The 15978-nt window shown below is 67.0% G+C and carries 13 protein-coding genes; 10 read left to right on the top strand and 3 right to left on the bottom strand.

All coding sequences use genetic code 11. From position 1 onward, the window contains the following. The first annotated feature begins 113 nt into the window (after positions 1-113). The 3 genes from JOD54_RS03345 (at position 114) to JOD54_RS03335 (ending at position 3617) form a co-directional block, all read left to right on the top strand. Entirely contained in the window at positions 114-1121 is a 1008-nt protein-coding gene (locus JOD54_RS03345; RefSeq protein ID WP_307859810.1) for a polyprenyl synthetase family protein, read from the top strand. Positions 1122-1267: 146 nt separating this feature from the next. Then, entirely contained in the window at positions 1268-3085 is a 1818-nt protein-coding gene (locus JOD54_RS35440; protein ID WP_307859809.1) for a sunset domain-containing protein, read from the top strand. A gap of 145 nt (positions 3086-3230) precedes the next feature. Continuing rightward, entirely contained in the window at positions 3231-3617 is a 387-nt protein-coding gene (locus JOD54_RS03335; protein ID WP_204449122.1) for a sunset domain-containing protein, read from the top strand. A gap of 7 nt (positions 3618-3624) precedes the next feature. On the opposite strand, the gene JOD54_RS03330 is transcribed toward JOD54_RS03335, so the two are convergent. Continuing rightward, positions 3625-4281 (bottom strand): HAD family hydrolase, encoded by a 657-nt coding sequence (locus JOD54_RS03330; protein ID WP_204449121.1) that lies wholly within the window; start codon positions 4279-4281, stop codon positions 3625-3627. 142 nt (positions 4282-4423) lie between these two features. Between JOD54_RS03330 and JOD54_RS03325 the strand changes: the two genes are divergently transcribed. Continuing rightward, positions 4424-4750, top strand: coding sequence for a hypothetical protein (locus JOD54_RS03325; protein WP_204449120.1), 327 nt, complete (start codon positions 4424-4426; stop codon positions 4748-4750). A 165-nt stretch (positions 4751-4915) separates the two neighbouring features. Further along, complete coding sequence (locus tag JOD54_RS03320) at positions 4916-6712, top strand: P-loop NTPase (RefSeq protein ID WP_204449119.1); 1797 nt, start codon at positions 4916-4918, stop codon at positions 6710-6712. 1517 nt (positions 6713-8229) lie between these two features. On the opposite strand, the gene ddaH is transcribed toward JOD54_RS03320, so the two are convergent. Beyond that, positions 8230-9087 carry a dimethylargininase gene (ddaH, locus tag JOD54_RS03315; RefSeq protein ID WP_239573267.1) on the bottom strand — a complete coding sequence of 286 codons (858 nt, stop codon included), beginning with the start codon at positions 9085-9087 and terminating at the stop codon, positions 8230-8232. A gap of 74 nt (positions 9088-9161) precedes the next feature. Between ddaH and JOD54_RS03310 the strand changes: the two genes are divergently transcribed. The 4 genes from JOD54_RS03310 (at position 9162) to JOD54_RS03295 (ending at position 13592) form a co-directional block, all read left to right on the top strand. Beyond that, entirely contained in the window at positions 9162-9614 is a 453-nt protein-coding gene (locus JOD54_RS03310; RefSeq protein WP_204449118.1) for an Lrp/AsnC family transcriptional regulator, read from the top strand. A 29-nt stretch (positions 9615-9643) separates the two neighbouring features. Further along, positions 9644-10408 (top strand): enoyl-CoA hydratase, encoded by a 765-nt coding sequence (locus tag JOD54_RS03305; RefSeq protein WP_204449117.1) that lies wholly within the window; start codon positions 9644-9646, stop codon positions 10406-10408. A 227-nt stretch (positions 10409-10635) separates the two neighbouring features. Next, on the top strand, positions 10636-12537 hold the full coding sequence (locus JOD54_RS03300; protein ID WP_204449116.1) for a 2-oxoacid:acceptor oxidoreductase subunit alpha: 1902 nt from the start codon (positions 10636-10638) through the stop codon (positions 12535-12537). Beyond that, positions 12534-13592 (top strand): 2-oxoacid:ferredoxin oxidoreductase subunit beta, encoded by a 1059-nt coding sequence (locus JOD54_RS03295; protein WP_204449115.1) that lies wholly within the window; start codon positions 12534-12536, stop codon positions 13590-13592. The genes JOD54_RS03300 and JOD54_RS03295 overlap by 4 nt, the downstream gene beginning before the upstream one ends. A 67-nt stretch (positions 13593-13659) precedes the next feature. Here the strand turns inward: JOD54_RS03295 and JOD54_RS03290 are convergent, their stop codons facing one another. Next, on the bottom strand, positions 13660-14580 hold the full coding sequence (locus JOD54_RS03290; protein WP_204449114.1) for a helix-turn-helix domain-containing protein: 921 nt from the start codon (positions 14578-14580) through the stop codon (positions 13660-13662). Positions 14581-14723: 143 nt separating this feature from the next. Between JOD54_RS03290 and JOD54_RS03285 the strand changes: the two genes are divergently transcribed. Continuing rightward, positions 14724-15869: a S8 family peptidase gene (locus JOD54_RS03285; protein WP_204449113.1), complete on the top strand. Its 1146-nt coding sequence runs from the start codon at positions 14724-14726 to the stop codon at positions 15867-15869. The last annotated feature ends 109 nt before the right edge of the window (positions 15870-15978 follow it).

Raw genomic sequence — 15978 nt, 5'->3', positions numbered from 1 at the left:
AAGGCCACTCCCGCGCACGCGGGGGTGGCCTTCAAGACATCCACGGGGGTTGGCCGTGAATGCCAAGTAGGCTCGGCACTCCACAGCCACAGCTGATCAGGAGTGCCGCCGCCGTGACCACCACCGAGAACTCCGGCATCCCCGCGTTCCTGGGGCTCGACGACGCCGACCCGGTGCTGGTGAGTGCCGTCACCGACGGGCTGGCCAAGGTCGAGTCGCTGCTGCGCGAGGTGGTGCACAGCGACTTCGAGTTCGTCGACGAGGCGGCGCTGCACCTGGTGAAGGCGGGCGGCAAGCGGTTCCGGCCGCTGTTCACGCTGCTGTCGGCCCAGTTCAACGACGGCGGCACCGACAAGGTGATCGCCGCGGCCGCCGCGGTGGAGCTGGTGCACCTGGCCACGCTCTACCACGACGACGTGATGGACGAGGCCACCATGCGCCGCGGCGACGCCAGCGCCAACGCCAGGTGGAACAACTCGGTGGCCATCCTGACCGGCGACTTCCTGTTCGCGCACGCCTCGATGCTGGTCGCCGACCTCGGCGCCGACGCGACCAGGGTGATCGCGGAGACCATGCGCGAGCTGGTCACCGGGCAGATGCGCGAGACCGTCGGCCCCGGCGACGCCGACCCGATCAAGCACTACCTGTCGGTGATCACGCAGAAGACCGGCTCGCTGATCGCCACCGCGGGCCGCTTCGGCGGCATGTTCTCCGGCGCGACGCAGGCCGAGGTGCACGCGCTGTGCCGCTTCGGCGACATCATCGGCGCCGCCTTCCAGATCTCCGACGACGTCATCGACATCGCCTCGCCCGCCACCGAGTCCGGCAAGACGCCGGGGACCGACCTGCGCGAGGGCGTGCGCACGCTGCCGATGCTCTACGCGCTCGCCGACGGCACCGAGCCGAGGCTGGCGCAGCTGCTGGCCGGGCCGATCACCGACGACGCGGAGGTCGACGAGGCGCTGGAGCTGCTTCGCCGGTCGAGTGGTCTGGACCGCGCGCTGCGGACCCTGGAGTCCTACGCCGACCGCGCGCACGCCGAGCTCGCTGCTCTGCCCGGGTGCGCCGCCCGCGACGCACTGGAGCTACTGACACGTTATGTAGTCGCCCGAACCCGATGAGGCATAGTTCTGGGTACCGAACTGTGACGTAGCGGCTAATTGCGCGGCATGCCGCCGGTGGTCCGACGCGTCGCAGTAACCTCCCCTAGGCTTGGACAACCGTATGCCGCGTCTGACCTGACGCGACCGGGAGGGAGACTTCGGCGATGCCGTTCTTCGGGCAGGTGTGGGTCTACAGCCTCGCCGGTTTCCTGGTCGGCGCGGCGCTGTGCTGGGTCCTGATCGCCCTGCCCGCCCGCAAGCGCGTCACCGAACTGCAGGACCGGCTCACCGCGGTCCGCAAGCGCGAGTCCCGGCTGGCCGCCGAGGACAGCGGGTACACCTCCGCCGCGCTGGTCCCCGGGTTCGGCGACTCCCGCGACGGCCCTGGCTACGTCCAGCCGCAGCGGCCCGCCAAGGAGGGCGAGGAGTCGATCCGCCGCGGTCTGCTGACCCTGTCGGACGAGGACGAGGACGGGCTGCGCGCGCTGCCCGCGCCCGCCCCGCACGAGCACCACGACGACCACGACGAGCACCACGACGATCTCGACCGGCGCGATGACCGCGATGAGCACGTCGACCGGGACGACCGGGACGACCTCGACGAGCGCGACGAGGTCGCCCCGGCGGGCGAGCGGGACTGGGACCGCGAACCGGAGCCCGAGACCGCCGCGGAGCTGACCCAGTACATCCCGCCCGCCACCGAGCACGGCGAGGACTACCGCGAAGAGCAGCGCGGTGAGGACTACCGCGACGACGCCGAGGCCGACCCAGAGCGCGACTGGTTCGGCGACCGCGCCCCCGGTGACCGCCTGGTCGACGACCTCGACGAGACCGACCGCCCTGGCGATGACCGCGTCGCCGATGATGACGACCGCTCTGTCGATGACCGCGCTGCCGACGACCGTGCTGACGAAGACGAGCCCGAGTACCTGGCCGATCGCGGCGACGACGAGTACGAGCGCTCCGACGAGACCGGCACGATCTTCACCCAGCACACCACGCCGATCCCGGCCGAGCTGATCCGCAGTCTCGACGAGGGCAAGTCCGCTGACGACTACGCCGACGACGTGCCCGCGCGCACCCGGGTCGACGACGACGCCGCGCTCGTCGACGACCTCGACGGCGAGCCGGACTACGACCGCACCGGCTACCTCGACCCCCACGAGGTCGACGGCTACGGCGACCACGCCGCCAGGGGCGAGTTGACCGAGGACCGCTACCAGGACCCGGTCGTCGAGCAGGAGCGCTACGACGACGAGCGGCCGGTCGAGGAGCCCGCGCTGCTGCAGGTCGACGCCACCCAGTTCGTGCCGGTGGTGCGCGACGAGCCGGTCGAGGTGGAACCGGTCTTCGAGCCGGATACCGAGCCAGAGCGCCAGCCCGCCCACGCGGCCCTGGACTCCGGGTACACCGACCCCTCGACGGCGGTGACCGACCCACCGGGGTTCCAGCAGCCGATCGAGCCGACCCCGGCCTACGGGCAGGCGACGCCGGAAAGGAACTCGAGCGTGTTGCCCAAGCGGATCCCGTCCAAGCCGCAGAACCGATTCCCCTTCGGCGTGCAGACCGCCACCGCCACTGCCACCACCCCGGCGCCCGCGCCGGTGGTCCCCGAGCCGGAGCCCGCGCTGCAGACCACCCCGGACCGCGAGCGCTCCCTGTTCGAGCCGATCCTGCCCGCGGACCTGTCGGAGGCCAAGCAGGCCCCGCCGCCCCCGCCGAACCGGTTGCGCGGCGCCCGCACGCTGCAGCAGTCGCCGACCGGGATGGACCCGTTCGTGCCCCCCGGCCCGTTCGGCCCCGGCTCGGCCATGCCGCTGCCCGGCGGCCGCTCCCCGTCGAGCGAGTACACGATCAAGGCCAGCGTGACCGCGCTGCGCTACTGCGCCCCGGAGTCGGCGAAGTTCGACCGCACGGTCGCCGAGGTGTGGTTCCGCTCGGTCGCCGACGCCGAACGGGTCGGTTTCCGCCCCCTCGCCTGACCAGGCGTCACCCGATGGTGCCGGGTAGCGCACCGTCCGGCCGCGCCTAGGTGGCAGCTGTCCACCCAGAGTGATACAAGGGATCTCTGGCTACGGACGACCGCGACCCCGGTGGCGGTCAGACGGCGGCGCGAGGAGGCATCCGGTGAGGCGACCGGTTCTGTGGTGCGTGCTGTCGTTCCTGGCTGGTGTGGTCCTGACCTGGGTCTACCTCTCCCGCAGGCTCGCCCCCCAACCCCCCTGGGTTCTCCCCACCCCCGCAGTCAGAATCCCCCTCCAATCCCGAGACGACGACTACACCGGCGTCTCCGGCACCCTCGACAACGCCTTCGAAGGCCCAGCCGCCCCCGCGGGCCCAGACGGCCTAGCCCCCTCCACGGACTACACCGTCAAAGGAATCCACGGCGTCTTCCACACCACCGAGTCCCCCCACTACAGCACCACCACAGCCACAGTCTGGTTCCGCACCCCCACCGACGCCGAACGCGCGGGCTTCACCCCCTGGAACGCCGAAGAAACCAGCGAACCCTAGTTCATGATCATTTCAGACAGCAGTCCATGGATGTCGTCACGGCCGCTGAGCGGGCCAGGCTGGTGATTTTGCCCAGCTTGTTGGCGTAGCCGATGAACGGGACTGCGGCCGCCTTCGCGGCGTGCAGGTCGGATACCGAATCGCCCACGAAAACGGCGGGAGTCGAGCGGCCAGCCAGCGCTTCGTCTAGCAAGTCGCCAGTTTGAGGGTTGGTACGGCTTGTTTGCCAGGGCGTGGGGGCGGTCGTCCGCCTGCTGACTGGGTGAGAGGGTTGCCACTGATATGGGACGCGGATCGGACCGTCCGCTCGTTGGCAGGCATTGGCCGCCCAGCATGGGACGCCTGCAGCGGTCAGGGCGTCGACAATGCCATGGGGTCGGGTCTCAGTCAGGTCGTGCGCCGCTCCCGGCAGCGCGGTGAGGTCCAGGGCAGTCCGTCCAGGTGTGCGAGGAGTAGGGCGTTCATTCCGTGTCGCTTGTGTTTCCTGAGTAGTGCGGTCGGCGGCGATGTGGTCGATGCGTAGCAGGCTGGCGTCGCGGATAAATAGGCGTTGCATGTGGCGACGTGTGCAGCGTGGGTCAGGTCCGGTGCCGGACAGCTCCCGAGCGAAGAACTGCGGATGCCAACTGGACAGGTCAATATGCTGACGGATGAACAAGTACACGAAGCTCCTGCCGATGGCCTTGCTCTCATCGAGAAGTCATCTACCAAGAGCTTCGCCACTTCTCCAGCCCATGGCAGGCCGGAAGCGCTCTCTGATTGTGAAGGTCTTTGCCGAAGGATATCGGTTCGAGTACACTCTCTGCATGGCGACATGGCACAAGCGACTTATGCCTCTCGGATCGACCCTCTCGGGTGTGGGTGGGTCGTTGTGTGTTGGCTACCTGATCTACAGTCTTCAGGACGCGTCGCGAAGCTTCTGGCATTGGCCGGGAATTCTCGGGGTCGCCGTTCTTTTTTTCGGAGCTCTGGCTATGATTGGCAGCTTTCTCGTGGCGGTTGACGATCTAGAACCGGCGGAGGCGAAACCGGTCATCGTCCAGAAACAGGTCGGTGGTCGTGATTCCGTCAACTATCAGGCAGGTGGCAACATCAAAGTTGACCCGGTCGAGAGTAAGCGCAGAAAGTCCTAGTATATGGAGCCTCGTCAAGAGCAGCACGGTGGAACGGGATCCACAAACTATCAAGCGTTCGGGAACATTTATGTGAACCCTGGGACGGAGTCGACTTCGCCCTTGCGGGGATGGGTTCGCAAGACCGCGCAGTCTTTTGTCGACACTAAAGTGCGTTCTGACCTCGTGCACTTCTTCGACGGTGCTCAGCCCGACTGGAAGGACGTGTGTCACCCCAATTTGAAAGCTCGACCCGCTGTGCACAAAGTCGTGCAGGAGTTCTCCAATCGCGATCTAGAGGACCGAAGTGTGCTGCTCCGGATCGCAGGGGCCACCGGTGATGGCAAGTCCACTGTACTCATGCAGGCCGCAGTGACGCTGTTGAAGGACGGCGTTTTCGAGACGCTCTACTGGCGAAACAGGCCGGATGCCCGACTCACTCCGGACGTCATCGAGGCGATGCAAGCGAGGCAATCGCAATTCTTGATCGTTTCCGACGAGGCCGAGTGTCTACTTTCTGATATCGACGAGTTCGCCAGAACGAAGCTTCACGAAGAGGACGTCTTTGTCCATTTTCTCTTGGCGAGCCGGGACGTGGACTGGAACGCTGAACGTGATCGACTGAGATGGAAGTTCAGCGTCTCCAGCAGGCTGGAACCCTCATTTCGCGTCCTGACTCCGGTGAATCTGCGGACGGTCGAACCCGCCGACGCTCGGGTGCTGGCGGAGAACTGGATCAACTGCTCCTCGAGTCGGCCAGTATTGATCCGCGGTAAAAGTGTTCAGGAGATTGCGAAGAATGTGCTCGACGCCAGTAGTGCTTCTGGTGGTCGACAAGCCTTTATGGGCGGCGTCATCTCCGTTCGGTTCGACTCGGAGAGCTTGCGTTCCAGGCTGGCCTCTCTGGTGGCCAAGCTGGACACTATTTATCCGGAGCTGCCAAAGATCACTCTGGCAGATTTCCTTGTTGTGCTTGCTGCTGTGGATGTCAGCGAAATTGAAGGCGTGCCGAGAGATGTGGTTGCCCAGTTCCTAGGCATTCTAGAATCCGAGCTGCGGCCAAAGGTTGAAGTGCCGATGAAACGGGAATTCTTCCTCGGTAGTTCGTCATCGGAGTTCTTCTCGAGGCATCCGATGATCTCGAAGGCTCTGCTCGAGCTCGCCCTCGATGACGAATCTGACTTGCGGGTGGAAACAAGCCTCGACAAGTTTCTGCATGACATCGGCGCTATGGGCGAGCAGTTTGGTTTTCGGGATGGTTTCGGCCGGTTGTTGGATCTGGGGCATCGACTGATGCGCAGCGGCCTTTCGCATGATTTGATCGGGCCGCTTGCGCTGCAATTGTGTCGTACGGCTTGTAATGTGTCTCATCGACACATGGGTGCTTGGGTCGCGCTTTCCCACACTCTGCGCACATTGAAGAAGCCAGCCCAGGCTCTCACTGAAGTCTGGGAGGTCAGGGCCGCCTTGCTCGATGATCCCTCTGCTTGGGTTGAATCCCAGCACACTCGCTCGGCTTGGGGGGAACTGGCAACCGCACTCAGCGCGGCTGGGCACTGGGCAACTGCATACTGGGCCGCCCAGGTTTCGCTTTCGGATCGACCTAGGTCGAGGTTGACGCCCGCGAACATCACGCGAGCACTGCATCTTCTGGCTTACAACGCAAAGCTGATCTACGAAAACGTGGGAGAATTTGACGGAACCGTCGATCTGTTGGCCGAAGTTGAGGCATTGACCTGCGCCCCTCGCTCACCGTTTCTGGGCGAATACCTCTACCCGAAGCAATACCTCCACGATCTAAACGTAGAGGCTAGAACCTTCGGCGGGATAGACGCGTTGGTTGCCGCTATCCAGCGAGTTGCGGCCAGCATGCCAGCCCCAATTACGGCCCTGCAGTGGTGTAGTGGCCTCAGCCGCCCTGAGGACAATTCACTTAGTCCTCTCATTGAGCAGGTTCGTCGGTACGAGCATTTGGTGCGCTGACAGCAAGAGAGGGTTGATTTGGTAGCCGTCATCTGTGCCGATGTCGTGCTCGTATTCGGGATACGTCGATGACTCGTCCTCCTAACAGTCGAACCGCACGGTGTTGATCAGCATAACCTGGCCAGGCTGCCGCACGCGATAGCTGGGGTGATGGCCAAGTCGCCGAGCGGGCACTGGCCTTACGTGCCATACCCTGGCTGAAGAACTGGAATCCCTCATCGACTACGCCCAATAGATCCGCGATAGCCTCGACAATGATACCTTCGACCAGGGGATGGAGATCGATAATATCGACTCTATCGCTGGAACGTCGTCGATTCGTGCCGGTGGCTTCAGGTCGTCAAGGAACTTGGGAGTAATAAGGCTTCGTGCGGTTCTCCCGGGCGTGGTCGATGCGGAGGTGGGTCGACGGGTGGATGTTACCGCTGGGCTGCGGGGGTGCGGCGCACTTCGCCTTCCTGTTCGACCGGTGGTGGCAGAACCTGCGCCGCGCCGTCGACTGGGAGGTGCAGTACTTCACCACCGTCGAACTACAACGCGGGGGTGGCGCCGCATCTACTCGTCGCGATCTGCGGTTTAATCCCGCACGAGACGCTGCAGCAGGTCAAAGCGGCAACCTACCTGCAAGTCTGGTGGCCACCGCAAGACGAGTTGATCTCCGCCGATTGCTTGCTGGTGTGGGACGGGAATGGTACGTCGACCCCCACACCTGCCATCCCCTCATCCCCCTCCCGGGACAGACGCGCTGGACGAGGTCAAGGGCCCGCCCACGTGTTCGCCTTCGGGGCGGCGCTTGTGTCCCGCTGAGGTGAACAGGCCCAGGGAGGAGGACTGCAAGCAGCCGGAGTCGGGCGGCGAACTGGTGTTATCCCGGCTGGCTTCGCAGCCGCCGCGGTACCCCGTCAGGTGGAGCGGTGGGAGGAATGAGCGCTGAAACGGCGGGCCGAGGGCGCGGTTCGAGTGGTGCCAATCCTATTCCAGCTCGTGGCGATCCTTCGGGAGCGCCTGGACGGTTTCGGCGCGACCTGGAACGGTCGTCTCTTCCGGGGCTAGGAGAAGGCGAGCCGGTCACGCCGTCGATCCACGCCAACGTGTGGAAGCGGGCGGGAGATCGCGCTGGGCACTGTAAGGAGGCCGTTGGCGAAGCGGTCGTACGACCTTAGGTACGCGTGTGTTCACTTGGCGGCCGGGTGCCCATGGCTGAGGTGGCGGGGCGGGCCGGGCACACGGTCGATGTGCATTTTGAAGGTCTACGTAAGGTGCCTGGATGGTCCAGCGGAACGCCTCCAACAGCCGGATCGACGACTGGCTAACGCGACGAAACCGCAGGCCGACGGCTCCCGAGGAACACGCTCGGGAGCCGTCGGCCGTTTCTTGACAGTTCCGGGGAGGCCATACCGAGGCCCATTCAGCGACGGACAGTTACATACGGCTGGCGGCCTTTAAACCCTAAAGCAGGATTTCAGGGGTCTTTGGGCCATGGGTGGTAGGCCGTAAACTCACTCCCGGTAGTTATATCAGCCCCGGATTTCCATCGTGCAGCACTTCGGGCCGCCGCCGGACTTGCGGAGTTCGGTGATGTCGACGTTGTGGGTGGTGTAGCCGTGGGCTTCCAGTTGGGCGGCCAGGGTGGTGGCTTCCTTGGCGATGACGACGTTGTGGCCGTCGGAGACGGCGTTGAGGCCTAGGCAGGCGGCGTCTTCTTCGGTGGCCAGGATGGCGTCCGGGTAGAGGCGGCGCAGGAGGCGTTGGGTGCCGGGGGAGAAGGCGGCGGGGTAGTAGGCGATGTGGGCTCGGGAGCCGGGGGTCGCTTCGGCGAGGACCACCAGCGCGACGTCCAGGTGGTAGTAGCGGGGGTCGACCAGCTGCAGGGATACCACGGGGACGCCGAGGACCTCTTGGGCTTCGGCGTGGGCGCCGGGGTCGGTGCGGAAGCCGGTGCCCGCGAGCAACAGGTCGCCGGTCCAGGTGAGGTCGCCCTCGGCCTCGTTGATCTTCTCCGGCATCACGATGTCGCGGTAGCCGTGGTCGAGGAACCAGGTGCGGAAGAAGTCGGCCTCGGCGGCGCGCTGGGGGGCGCGGAAACGGGAGCCGAGCACGACCCCGTCGATCACCGTGCCGGAGTTGGCCGAGAAGACCATGTCGGGCAGGCCTGGCTGCGGGGCGATGGTCTCCACCACGTGGCCGAGCCGCTCGTAGGTCTGCTTCAGGGCCGCCCACTCGGCGATGGCGCCCTCGGTGCTCACCGGCCGGGTGGGGTCCATCCAGGGGTTGATGGAGTACTCGACCGCGAAGTACGTGGGCTCGCACATGAGGTACCGCCGCGTGGTGGCGAGGCGGGTGGTCGCGGGCTGGCGCACGGGTGCCGAGGTCATGGATCGAAATGTAAGGGCACGCGGAGCAACCATCAATGTCGCTTCGCTGCCCATCAGCATGCAGAATGTTGCGTGTGGACGTCATTGATCAGCGAATCATTTCACAGCTCGTGGCCGACGCGAGGTCGAGTTACGCCGAGATCGGGAAGGCCGTGTCGCTCTCGGCGCCCGCGGTGAAGCGGCGGGTGGACCGGCTGCTGGAGACCGGGGTGCTGCGCGGGTTCACCGCCGTGGTCAACCCCGAGGCGCTGGGCTGGGGCACCGAGGCGTTCGTCGAGGTGCACTGCCAGGGCAACGTGTCCCCCGATCGGATCCGCCAGCGCCTCGAGCCGCTGCCCGAGGTGGTGGCCGCCTACACGGTCTCCGGTTCCGCCGACGCGATCGTGCACCTGCGCGCCGCCAACATCCACCACCTAGAGGACGCCCTGGAGCGGCTGCGCGCTGTCGACATGGTCTCGCGCACGGTGTCGACTGTCGTGCTGTCCACCCTCTTGGAGCGCCCGCCCGCGCCGGAGCCCAATCAGTGAGTGGATACGAGCCGCTAGGGTGCGCGGACATGACCGTCCTGCTGCAGCGGCGCGAGGGCGTCGCAGTGATCACGCTCAACGACCCCGACCGGCGCAACGCTCTTACGTTGCCCATGTCCGCACGGCTCGCCGAGTTGGTCGCCGAGTGTGAGGCCGACCCGGATATCGCGGCCCTGGTGGTGACCGGTACCCCGCCCGCGTTCTGCGCCGGGGCCGACCTGACCGTGCTCGGCGAGTCCCGCGAGGAGGGGCTGCGGGGGATCTATGCGGGGTTCCTCGCTGTCGCGCGCTGCTCGCTGCCGACGATCGCGGCGGTCGGCGGGGCCGCTGTGGGCGCGGGGTTGAACCTGGCGTTGGCGGCGGATGTGCGGATCGCGGGTCCCAAGGCGCGGTTCGACGCCCGGTTCCTGCAGTTGGGCATCCACCCCGGGGGCGGCATGACCTGGATGCTGCAGCGGTTGGTCGGGCCGCAGACCGCGACCGCGATGACCCTCTTCAAGCACGTCGTCGACGCCACCGAGGCGCGGCGGATCGGGCTGACTTTGAGCACGGTCGAAGGTGACCACGAGGCGCTCGTCCAGGCCGCTGTCGATCTCGCCGCGCCGACCGCAGGGGCCCCTAAAGAACTCGTGCTCTCCATCAAGCAATCCCTGCGAACCACGGCAGCGCAAACCCGCCACGACGACGCCATCGAGACCGAGCTCGCCGCCCAGCTGACCTCGATGGACGCCCCGGCGTTCGCCCAGCTCCTGGCGGCGATGAAGGCCAGGATCTCGTCGACGGCGACCCCGTAGGCTGTTCGCGGCATCCCAGCGACCTGCCCAGCATGCGGGATAACTGTAACCGCCGGTTACACTCAAACTGGGACCGCACCAGGCCCTTACCCGATACTTTGGGATGGGGGTCTCGCGCGGGACTGTGATCTGCAGCGCGTTGCACGGGTCCGGGGTCCGGCGATGCCTACCGTTGAACGCGACACGACCAGCCAGTCCGGGTGTCAGGAGAGAGGGTTCGGCAGCTCATGAGCACAGGTGTGGACGGTGGTACCGCCGCCACCGGGACCCCGCGGGCGGCCGCGGTCACCAAACTCGATCGAGTGGTGATCCGGTTCGCCGGGGACTCCGGTGACGGCATGCAGCTCACCGGCGACCGCTTCACCTCGGAGGCCGCTGCCTTCGGCAACGACCTGTCCACCATGCCCAACTTCCCCGCGGAGATCCGCGCCCCCCAGGGCACCATCCCCGGTGTCTCCAGCTTCCAGGTGCACTTCGCCGACTACGACATCCTCACCCCGGGCGACCGGCCGGACGTGCTCGTCGCGATGAACCCGGCCGCGCTCAAGGCCAACATCGCCGACCTGCCCGCGGGTGGCACGCTCATCGTCAACACCGACGAGTTCGTCAAGCGGAACCTGACGAAGGTCGGGTACGCGGCCAACCCGCTCGAAGACGACTCCCTTGCCGGGTACCAGGTCCACCAGGTCGCGATGGCGACGATCACGCAAGGGGCCCTCGCGGACACCGGGCTCGGCAAGAAGGACGCCGAGCGCTGCAAGAACATGTTCGCGCTGGGTCTGCTGTCGTGGATGTACCACCGGCCGACCGAGGGCACCGAGCGGTTCCTGCGCGAGAAGTTCGCCAAGAAGCCGGACATCGCCGAGGCGAACGTCCTGGCGTTCCGCGCGGGCTTCTACTACGGCGAGACCACCGAGGCGTTCGCGGTCACCTACGAGGTGGCCCCCGCCAAGCTCGCCCCGGGCACGTACCGCCAGATCACCGGCAACACGGCGTTGGCCTACGGCATCGTCGCCGCCGCGCAGCAGTCGAAGCTGCCTGTGCTGCTCGGCACGTACCCGATCACCCCGGCGTCGGACATCTTGCACGAGCTGTCCAAGTACAAGCAGTTCGGCATTACGACGTTCCAGGCCGAGGACGAGATCGCGGGTATCTGCGCCGCGCTGGGTGCAAGCTACGGCGGCGCTCTAGGCGTCACTTCGACCTCTGGGCCAGGTGTCGCGCTTAAGTCCGAGACCATCGGCCTTGGTGTGATGACCGAGCTGCCGCTGCTCGTTGTCGACGTGCAGCGCGGTGGCCCGTCGACCGGTCTGCCGACCAAGACCGAGCAGGCAGACCTGCTGCAGGCGATGTACGGCCGCAACGGCGAGTCCCCGGTGCCGATCGTCGCGCCGCAGTCGCCCGCCGACTGCTTCGCCGCGGCGCTGGAAGCCACGCACATCGCGCTCAAGTACCGCACGCCGGTGCTGCTGCTGTCCGACGGCGCGGTCGCCAACGGCTCCGAGCCCTGGCTGATCCCCGACGTCGAGGACCTGCCCGACCTGACCGTCGAGTTCGCCACCGAGCCCAACTCGCCGGACGGGTCGGCGTTCTGGCCGTACCTGCGCGACCCGGAGACGCTGGCGCGCGCGTGGGCGGTTCCGGGTACCCCTGGCCTGCAGCACCGCATCGGCGGTCTGGAGAAGGCCGACGGCACCGGCAACATCTCCTACGAGCCCGACAACCACGACCGCATGGTCCGGCTGCGGCAGGCCAAGATCGACAACATCCCGGTGCCGGACCTGGGGGTCGACGACCCGTCCGGGAAGGCACGGGTGCTGGTGCTGGGCTGGGGCTCGTCCTACGGGCCTATAGGCGCGGCCTGCCGACGGGTGCGCAAGCTCGGCCACTCGGTCGCGCAAGCCCACCTGCGGAACCTGAACCCGTTCCCCGCCAACCTCGGCGACGTTCTGCGCTCTTACGACAAGGTCGTCGTGCCGGAAATGAACCTGGGGCAGCTCGCGTTGCTCCTGAGGGCCAAGTACCTGGTCGACGTCGTCAGCTACACCAAGGTCGCAGGCCTGCCGTTCAAGGCCGAAGAACTGCAGAACGTGCTCACCGACATCGTGAAGGGGGTCGATGCGGCATGACCACGATCGACTTGGGGCTCCCCGGACTCGCCGGGGTGCCGACCACCGATGAACCGCAGAAGGCCAAGGACTACAAGTCCGACCAGGAAGTCCGCTGGTGCCCCGGCTGCGGCGACTACGTCGTGCTCAACGCCGTCCAGTCGTTCCTGCCGACGCTGGGGCTGCGCCGCGAGAACATCGTGTTCATCTCCGGCATCGGCTGCTCGTCGCGCTTCCCGTACTACATGAACACCTACGGGATGCACTCGATCCACGGCCGCGCCCCGGCCATCGCCACCGGCCTGGCCACCGCCCGCCCCGACCTGTCGGTCTGGGTGGTCACCGGCGACGGCGACGCCCTGTCCATCGGCGGCAACCACCTGATCCACACGCTGCGCCGCAACGTGAACCTCAAGATCCTGCTGTTCAACAACCGGATCTACGGGCTCACCAAGGGCCAGTACTCGCCGACCTCCGAGCCGGGCAAGGTCACCAAGTCCACCCCGATGGGCTCGCTGGACTACCCGTTCAACCCGGTCTCCCTGGCCCTGGGCGCCGAGGCCACCTTCGTCGGCCGCGCACTCGACTCCGACCGCGCGGGCCTGACCGAGGTCCTGCGCCAAGCCGCCGAACACCGCGGCTCCGCCCTCGTCGAGATCTACCAGAACTGCCCCATCTTCAACGACGGCGCGTTCGACGTGCTCAAGGAACCGGGCCAGGCCGAGCAGCGCCTGATCCCCCTGGAGCACGGCAAGCCGATCCGCTTCGGCGCGTCCGGCGAGTACGGGGTGGTCCGGGCGGGCTTCGGTTCGCTGGAGGTCGCCAAGGTCAGCGAAGTGGGCGAAGAAGCCCTAGTCACCCACGACGCCCACGCCGACGACCCATCGTTCGCCTTCGCCCTCTCCCGCCTCTCCACCCAAGACCTGAGCCACACCGTCACCGGCGTCTTCCGCTCGGTAACCCGCCCCACCTACGACGACCAGGCCAGGGCCCAGGTAGACGACGCCAAGGCCTCCAAGGCCGCGGACCTGGGCGCGCTTCTGCGCGGCAAGGACACCTGGACCGTGATCAGCTGAGGCTTTCGCTCGCGTGAAAGGCCCCTGCCTCTCCGGTGGGGGCCTTTTCCTTGCGCTCTAGCGGGATTCAGTGCCATTCCCAGCGGACGCCGACTACGCCGGGGGTTATGTTGGCGGCGTAGAGGTGGGTCACCCGGTTTCGTTGGCAGGGGAGGGGGCGGCTTTCGGTGGGTTCGGCGCCCCAGCGGTCTGCTTGGAATGAGTGCATGCGGATGGGGACGGCGGCCGGGTCGAAGGCTATGCGGAGCAGGTAGGTCCGGCAGGGGGCTCGGAAGGCTTTGTAGTAGTGGTCGACCGGTGCCGGGTGCGGGGCTTGGGGGAAGCGCTGGTCGAATTCGAGCAGGTGCACGTCGCCGCGGTTGAGGTGGTGGTCGAGCAGCAGTTCGGCGACCAGGTAGTCGTCGGCGAGGCGGGTTCGGCCGAGGCGGCAGCCGTCGACGGGGTGGATGGCGGGGTGGGTGCCGTCGTCGGTGCGGTAGAAGACCAGGCAGCTGTCGACGGCGTTGGTGAGGGCGGACAGGACCAGGCGCACCGAGATGACGCGCAGGGTGCCGGTGTCGTCGAAGCGCACGGTGTCCTCGACGGTGAGCCAGGTGTAGCGGCGCGGGTCGGCCATCTCGGCCTCGGCCACGATCTTGGTCAGCCTGGCGTGGTCGTCGAAGATCGCGTCGTAGTGCACCGATCCCGGCACGTGGTCGAGCCATCGGCCGCGCGGGCGGCGGGGTCCGAGCAGTTGGACCAGGGCGTCGCGGGGCAGGTCGAGGACCTCCTCCAGGGCCCGCACGGCGTGCAGCGATTCGGCCCGCTCCGGCCTGCTGCGCCCGGTCTGCCAGTTGCTCAGGCTCGACGCGCTGACCCGGACGCCCCTGGTGCCCAGGCGGTGCGCGAGCCGGTCCAGGCTCAGCCCGCTGGCGCGCACGGCGGCCTGCACGGCCAGTTCGAACGGGCCGGTCCGCAGTGCCTTCGCCAGCTCATGGCCCGTTGTCACCGGGACTGTTCCTCCTCGCGTCCAGCCACAATATTGACCTCTCGGCCACAGAATTGGCCAGGGCCCCGACCGGTCTGTTCCGCAGGCTTTTTCCCAGTCATACGCTCGCCGACGACCCTGCAGTTGTACCGATTGGAGCGAGCATGCGAATGCGTTTCATCGCCACCGGGCTGGTCCTGGCGGTCGGATTGTCAACCGCTGTAGTCGCGAGCGCGGGTGCGTCGAGCGAAAGCGCGGCGGGTACTTACATCGTCTTGTTCACCGACGGCACCGCGTCGGTCGCCGACACCTCGGGTGTCGCGGTGCGCAAGCGCTACAACGCCCTCGGCGGCTTCTCCGCGGACCTGTCCCGGTCCGCGCTCGACCGCTTGCGCCGCGACCCGGCCGTGGCCCTCGTCCAGGAGAACCGGGTGCACCGGATGGAGGCCGCCCCGGCCGCCGCCGCGGCTGCCCCGTGGCACGTGGACCGGGTCGACCAGCGCAATCTCCCGCTCAACGGCACCTTCACCCCGTACGGCACCGGCGCGGGCGTCGACGTCTACGTCGTGGACAGCGGCGTCCGCACTACGCACTCGGAGTTCGAAGGCCGCGCGACGAGCGTCTACAACACCGTCAGCGACGGCAACGGCAACACCGACTGCGCCGGGCACGGGACGTTCGTCGCCAGCCACATCGCCGGCAAGACCTACGGCGTGGCCAAGAAGGCGAAGATCAAGGCCGTCCGCGTGCTCAAGTGCGACAACTCCGGCACCACCGAGGACATGGCCGACGGCATGAACTGGACGGCGCTCAACGCCCCGGCGGGCTCGATCGTCAACATCAGCCTGCAGAGCTCCAACGGCGTCACCGACAGCGTGCTCGACGCCGCGGCCAAGAAACTGGTGGACCGGGGAATGCTGCCGGTGCTGATCGCGGGCAACTTCAACAAGGGCGACTGCCGGAACTCGCCCAAGGACTCCCGCGCGATCATCATGGGCGCCACCACCAAGACCGACGCGCGCAACACCGGCACCAACGCGTCGAGCTACGGCAGCTGCGTGACCGCGTTCGCGCCGGGCGCCAACGTCACCGGAGCGGGCAAGTCCAGCGACACCGCCGTGCAGTCCGGCTGGTACGGCACCTCGTTCGCCGCGCCGCTGGCCTCGGGGGCGCTGGCCATCGCCAAGGCGGGCAACCCCGGCCTGACCCTGGCGCAGGCGAAGCAGCTGATCATCGACCGGTCGACGAAGGGGGTGCTGACCGGCGTCGGCACCGGGTCGCCGAACCGGCTGCTCTACGTCGGGTCCTGACGGCAGGGCAGGTCCTGACCGGGTGGAACCGGGGCGCCACGCCCCGGTTCCACCCCGGATTGTCGTACCCCGGTGGTCCAATTCCCGCGAGGGAGTTACAGCCTGGCCT

It is taken from the genome of Actinokineospora baliensis (genome assembly GCF_016907695.1).
Lineage (GTDB): Bacteria > Actinomycetota > Actinomycetes > Mycobacteriales > Pseudonocardiaceae > Actinokineospora > Actinokineospora baliensis.
Note: the sequence above shows the minus strand (reverse complement) of the source record. Positions and strands in the feature narration are given on the sequence as shown.